Annotated in this window: 5 protein-coding genes, 1 tRNA gene and 1 pseudogene; 6 read left to right on the top strand and 1 reads right to left on the bottom strand. The window is 61.6% G+C overall.

Translation table 11 applies throughout. The features are described from left to right. The 5 genes from dctP to ABSG20_RS00475 form a co-directional block, all read left to right on the top strand. A partial coding sequence (gene dctP / locus ABSG20_RS00495; protein ID WP_423862510.1) for a TRAP transporter substrate-binding protein DctP occupies positions 1–505 on the top strand: 505 nt, incomplete at its 5' end. Between the two features lie 10 nt (positions 506–515). Further along, positions 516–1088 (top strand): TRAP transporter small permease, encoded by a 573-nt coding sequence (locus ABSG20_RS00490; protein WP_423862509.1) that lies wholly within the window; start codon positions 516–518, stop codon positions 1086–1088. Further along, the gene (locus ABSG20_RS00485; RefSeq protein WP_423862508.1) at positions 1088–2371 is read left to right on the top strand and encodes a TRAP transporter large permease; all 1284 of its coding nucleotides are present in this window, start codon (positions 1088–1090) and stop codon (positions 2369–2371) included. The genes ABSG20_RS00490 and ABSG20_RS00485 overlap by 1 nt, the downstream gene beginning before the upstream one ends. A gap of 118 nt (positions 2372–2489) precedes the next feature. Beyond that, entirely contained in the window at positions 2490–3077 is a 588-nt protein-coding gene (locus ABSG20_RS00480) for a Spy/CpxP family protein refolding chaperone (RefSeq protein ID WP_423862507.1), read from the top strand. A 168-nt stretch (positions 3078–3245) separates the two neighbouring features. Then, positions 3246–3321: transfer RNA gene (locus ABSG20_RS00475), tRNA-Lys, on the top strand. 142 nt (positions 3322–3463) lie between these two features. Here ABSG20_RS00475 and ABSG20_RS00470 read toward each other — a convergent pair. Continuing rightward, positions 3464–4402, bottom strand: a complete 939-nt coding sequence (locus tag ABSG20_RS00470) for a hypothetical protein (protein ID WP_423862506.1) — start codon at positions 4400–4402, stop codon at positions 3464–3466. Positions 4403–4972: 570 nt separating this feature from the next. Between ABSG20_RS00470 and ABSG20_RS00465 the strand changes: the two are divergent. Further along, a pseudogene (locus ABSG20_RS00465) lies at positions 4973–5710 on the top strand (adenylate/guanylate cyclase domain-containing protein); the annotation flags it as partial. Positions 5711–6000 lie beyond the last annotated feature (290 nt).

Raw genomic sequence — 6000 nt, 5'->3', positions numbered from 1 at the left:
GAAATTCCGCATTCAGTCGTCGAAGGTCCTCGAGGCGCAATTCCGTGCGCTCGGCGCGATCCCGCAGGTGATGGCGTTCAGCGAGGTGTATCAGGCGCTGCAGACCGGCGTGGTCGATGGCGAGGAAAACACCTGGTCGAATATTTACACCCAGAAGATGAACGAGGTGCAGAAATACGCGACCATCACCAATCACGGCTATATCGGCTATGTCGTGGTCGTGAACAAGAAGTTCTGGGACGGTCTGCCTGCCGACCTGCGCGGCGAGCTCGAAAAGGCCATGAAGGAAGCCACCGCATTTGGCAACGGGCAGTCGGCGAAGGAAAACGAGGACGCGCTCGAGGCGATCAGGAAGGCCGGCAAGACCGAGATCATCACGCTGACCGAGGCGCAGGACGCCGCCATGCGCAGGGCGATGGAGCCGGTCTACAAGGACGTCGCAGGCCGGGTCGGCCAACCCTTGATCGACGAGTTCGTCAGGGAAACCGGCGGAGCCAGCCACTAGAGCATGAGAGATGCTGCTTCGCATACTTGATCGGCTCGAGGAAATCATCATCGCCTCGCTGATGGCGGCCGCGACTATTCTGATCTTCATATCCGTCGTGCACCGGTTCGGCACCGGCGTGCCGTTCCTCTATCCCTATTTGATCGCCATCCACATTTCCTGGGCGCAGGAACTGTGCATCTACATGTTCATCTGGATGGCGAAGTTCGGCGCGGCCTATGGCGTTCGCACCGGCATCCATGTCGGCGTCGACGTCCTGATCAATCAGCTCAATGCGCGCTGGCAGAAGGGCGTCATTCTGTTCGGTCTGTTCGGCGGCGCGCTGTTTACTTTTGTCGTCGGCTCGATGGGTGCGAAGTTCGTGCTCGAATTGATGAGCACCGACCAGGTCTCGCCCGATCTGGAACTGCCGAGCTGGATCGTCTACGCCTGCATCCCGCTCGGCTCCTATCTGATGTGCTTCCGATTTCTGCAGGTGTCGTGGCGCTATTTCCGGACCGGCGAACTGCCGCATCATGATGCCACCCATGTCGACGGCGTCGAAGTCAGCGCCAAGGCGCCGATCGCGCTCGGAGAAGCGTGATGAGCGCGGCCCTTATTTTCGGACTGCTGTTCGCCCTGATGCTGACGGGCATGCCGATTTCGATTTCGCTCGGCCTCACCGTCCTGACCTTCCTGTTTACGATGACGGAGGTGCCGATCGAGAGCGTCGGACTGAAGTTGTTTTCCGGCCTCGACAATTTCGGCATCATGGCGATCCCGTTCTTCATCCTGGCCGGCACCTTTCTGACCCGTGGCGGGGTGGCGCGGCGCATGATCGCCTTCACCACCTCGCTGGTCGGCCATCTGCCGGGAGGCCTTGGGCTGGCCGGGGTGGCGGCGTGCGCGATGTTTGCGGCGATTTCGGGATCCAGCGTCGCCACCGTGGTGGCGATCGGTTCGATCATGATGCCGGCCATGGTGGATCACGGCTATCCGCGCCGCTTCGGAGTCGGCGTGATTTCGACCTCGGGCGCGCTCGGCATCCTGGTGCCGCCGTCGATCATTCTGGTGCTGTACGGCGTCTCCACCAACACCTCGATCGGCGCGCTGTTCATGGCCGGCATCGTGCCCGGCATCATGCTGGCTTCGATGCTGGCTACCGTCACCTGGTTCATTGCCTGGCGCAACGGCTATCCGCGGATGCCGCGGGCGAGTTTTGGTCAGCAATGGGCCGCGTTCCGTGAAAGCGTCTGGGGCCTGTTGCTGATCGTGATCGTGCTCGGCGGCATCTATGGCGGCATCTTCACGCCGACCGAAGCCGCCGCCGTGGCAGCGGTCTACGCGTTCTTCATCACCGTGTTCGTCTACAAGGAACTGAAATTCCTCGAAGCAGGCAAGGTGCTGCTGCAGGCGGCGAGCATGAGCTCGATGCTGCTCTACATCATCACCAACGCGGTACTGTTCTCGTTCCTGATGACGCACGAGCAGATCCCGCAGCAAATGGCGGCCTGGATCATCGACAAGAATTTCAGCCTCTGGATGTTCCTTTTGGTCGTCAATGTGCTGCTGCTGGCGGCCGGCAACGTGATGGACCCGTCGTCGATCCTGTTGATCATGGCGCCGATCCTGTTTCCGCTCGCGACCAAGATCGGTATCCATCCGGTCCACCTCGGCATCCTGATGATCGTCAACACCGAGGTCGGATTGTGCCATCCGCCGGTCGGCCTCAATCTCTATATCGCCAGCGGTATCGCCAAAATGGGCATCAGCGAGATCACTATCGCGGTGCTGCCCTGGCTGTGCGCGATGCTGGCCTTTCTCGGGCTGATTACATACATTCCGGAAATCTCGCTGTGGCTGCCGCGCCTGCTCGGCATGGTCTAGCCTTATTGTTTCAAAGGCGGCAGATTACATCTTGGTAACGCGGGCCACTCTTGCCAAACTGTAAGTTGAATACGCCTAAAAGCGCGTCATGTTGATGCAAGCTTGACAGGAGGCCGACATGAGGAAGTTTACTATCGCCGGTATTGCGGCGCTCGCCATCGCCGGTTCGACCGCGGTCTATGCCCAGCATCGCCCGTGGTTTCACGAGGGCATGGAGCATTTCCGGATCAGCCCGGAGGACCGGGCGGCGTTTGCCGATGCGCGGATCGCCGCGGTTCATGCCGGGCTGAAACTCAATCCCGATCAGGAAAAGCTGTGGCCGCCGGTCGAGGCCGCGGTGCGGGATTTCGCCAAACTGCGGATCGACCGCGCCAATGCGCGGATGAATGCGAAGCCGGATGATGCGCAAGGCCAGAAGCCCGACGATCCGGTGGCGCGGCTGCGCGAGCGCGCCGACAATATGGCGACCACGGCGGCGGCGCTGAAGAAGATCGCCGATACGGCCGACCCGCTCTACAAGACCCTCGACGACGGCCAGAAACGGCGGCTTGCCGTCCTGACACACAGGCAGGGCGGTTTCGGCGGCGGCTGGCGGCACCCCGGCTCAGAGCGGGGCATGATGGGCGGCGACCGGGATCACGGCCACGAGCGCCAGGGCGGCCGGGGCGGGGATGACGGCGATCGGGATGGCCCCGACCGGCTCTAGCCGCGCGAGCGTTGCATGACTCGGAGGCTCCAGAGAAGCCGCCGGATCCGGCGGCTTTTTCGCTGCTTCGCACCGCCGGGGGCCGGGAATAAACTGCCGCATTGCTGGACATCGGGGGGTCGCTTTGCTAAACGACGCCCTCTTGCGAAGGCTTTCCGGGCCGGTTCCGGGCGCATAGCTCAGTTGGTAGAGCAGATGACTCTTAATCATCGGGTCCCAGGTTCGAGCCCTGGTGCGCCCACCAATGGTTTCAGGCACTTAGTGGTAACCTAGATTCCGTGCCATGGTGGTCGTCTGCTGTGCGCGCTTCTCACAAGCGTGTCCGGCGTCGACCTGCCGAATTGCGAAGGGCATCGGGAATAGACCATTCCCAGGCTGGACGCGGTTTAACACACGATCTCGTTTGGTTTCCCTAACTTAACCACCGCCAGCGCGTTCGACGACCGGCTTGCGACCGTCGCTTCGGTGCGATAGCGCGGGAGATGATCCTCGAGCGAGTAGAAAACGCACAGCGCGAGGCTGGCCCAGACCGCCGCACTGAAATAAAGCGACATCCAGGCAATCTCATCCTTCCACTCAGCAAAGTCGTGCGTCACGACCCAACGCGTGCTCACGTCACGGAGACCATCGAGAGGTCTCAGGAGCGTGCTGCCGACGGCGACCTCGGCCCGCCATCGGCTCAGATACATCGGCACATCGATGGTCACGAGAAACGCCAGATAGCCTGCGATAGCGATGATCGCGATGGCGAGGACCAGGCGAACCGGACCATCGAACTCCGGTAGCAACCGGCAAAGTCCAAACCCAACTGCGAAGAAGGCAACGGCCCATATCGAATTTTCGATGGCGTTGCCCAAATAGTGGGTGGTCAGCACGGCATACCATGAGAAGCATTCCGCGATGAGGATCAACGGCACGATCACCCACGCGGCGTTCAAGGTGGTGTCCGCTCCCGTCATCGTGCCCAGCTGGTGCAGGATCATCGCCCACTGCGCCGCGAAGCACACCTCGGCCGCGGTTGCTACCGACCGACCGACGACAACGCTCGACAGCCAGGTGTCGAACAAGCAGATCCGCTGAACATCCGCGCGCGGAAGGAACGACCTGAATGCGCAGCCGAAAACATAGGCCGCACTGAGGAGGAGCATGAGCTCGATGCCGGAGGTGCTGCCGAGACTGCCAGTCGGCTGTTCGTGGAGCTGGCGATACAGAAAGAACCAAACGGCGATATTGGCGCTGCTGACCAGGGTCAACAGACCCCACCACCAGGACAGGGGATTTGACCAGGCCAGGGAACTTGACCGCGCCCGCCATTCCAAACTCATGGATCGCTCCGCGTGTGACCGAACTGACATCTGATTGTAGTGATACTGTCACAAACTCGCGGCCAGTCACGACAAAAAAATATGTGTGCTGCGGGTGCTTGCGGGATGGTGCAGCCGGTTGGCGGGCGGCGCCAGGGTAGGCGGGGCCGGAGTTGCACCCGTAAGCCGGATACCGGGCTTGACGTAATCCGATCAATGTCGAGCGAACGCTGAAAATCCGTCATCATCGCGCTCTCCGCGGAAGTGCCCCTGAACGAAGGCGCCGTGCGGGTCTTTTCCCTCACGCGGCCGCTTGCTGCCGCGATGCGCCGATTTGGATCTGGTCGACGGCTTGCGCGTGCTTGCGTCATCACCCAGGGCGGGCAGCGGTGGCGCGGTGCGGCGGCCGAGGTGTCGAGCATCTTTTGCCATGCCGCGCCTGCTTCGCCGGAAGCGATCTGCTCAAGAGCGCACGCGCGGGTGAACAGCGCCAGATAATTGGCGGGATCGCGCAGCAACGCGGGATCGAGCCCTCCTCGATGGCCCGGCGATGCTGACCCATTTCGTGAAAGATGACGCCAGGTTCCCGTCGATACCGTTGCCTTGTGCCCCGGGCCACTGCGGCTGGCTTTGGAAAACCGCACCGAGGGTCGCGTGTTGCCGGCGGTCTGGGTGACGAACCAGGCGCTGGACGATCTCCTGAAGCGACGCAAGCCTGTTCGCACGGCAAAGCGTCTCCTCACCAATCAGAGCTTCCGCGACATCTACCGCACCCAGACGCTCGCCATCGGCCAGCGCCTCAAGATCTTGAGCCTGACTTTCCTGTTCAGTGATCTCAAGGACTCCACTGAGCTCTACAAGCGCGTCGGTGACCTCGTCGCTTTCGATCTGGTCGACGAGCATTTCAGGCTGCTGGGGAAGATTATCGCGTCCGAAAGGGGGGCAGTGGTGAAGACCGTTGGCGATGCCGTCATGGCGACCTTCGAGACGCCTGACCGCGCCATTGCCGCTGCGATCCGCATGCGCGAGGCGATGAGCGATCTCGGCGCCGAGCGTCAGCATCAGAGCCTGCGCCTGAAGATGGGCATCCATGAAGGCTCACGCCTCGCGGTCATACTCAATGACCAGCAGGACTATTTTGGCCAGACTGTGAACATCGCCTCGCGCGTCCAGGGCCTTGCGGCCTCGCGCTCGATCGTGGCGACGCAATCGGTGGTGGAGAACGCGCATGCCCGGGCCCTGCTCGAGACCAACGGGCTAAAGCCAACGCTCAGACGCGTGGCGTTGAGCGGCATCGCCGACAAGGTGTCGGTCTACGATATCTCTTGAACACGGCGGTGGTCGGGGTAAGTCGGATGGCAGGACGCGCATGGTTTTCTAACTTGCGGATTGTCATGTGTTCGATCATGCGCTGCCGCAGCGGCTTATGGCCTTCCGGGATTCAGGCCGCATCCGGATCGTCATGGGCCTTTCATCCAATCGTAGCGCTGCACCGGGCCGCGCAACTTCTGGGCTTGAGAAAATCCAGTTGCATCAGTGTATGGAGGGGTTAGGCTAACGGGAAAAAAACCGCCTCGATACGTGACCGGACGAAATGTCGGATCGAAAAAGGTTGGGCT

The organism is Bradyrhizobium sp. (genome assembly GCF_049512235.1).
Classification (GTDB): domain Bacteria; phylum Pseudomonadota; class Alphaproteobacteria; order Rhizobiales; family Xanthobacteraceae; genus Bradyrhizobium.
The sequence above is the reverse complement of the archived record's forward strand: the minus strand, read 5'-3'. Positions and strand labels throughout refer to the sequence as shown.

Coding starts and splice junctions, on each gene's coding strand:
- ABSG20_RS00490 (WP_423862509.1), top strand. CDS start 516: ATGCTGCTTCGCATACTTGATCGGCTCGAGGAAATCATCATCGCCTCG.
- ABSG20_RS00485 (WP_423862508.1), top strand. CDS start 1,088: ATGAGCGCGGCCCTTATTTTCGGACTGCTGTTCGCCCTGATGCTGACG.
- ABSG20_RS00480 (WP_423862507.1), top strand. CDS start 2,490: ATGAGGAAGTTTACTATCGCCGGTATTGCGGCGCTCGCCATCGCCGGT.
- ABSG20_RS00470 (WP_423862506.1), bottom strand. CDS start 4,402: ATGAGTTTGGAATGGCGGGCGCGGTCAAGTTCCCTGGCCTGGTCAAAT.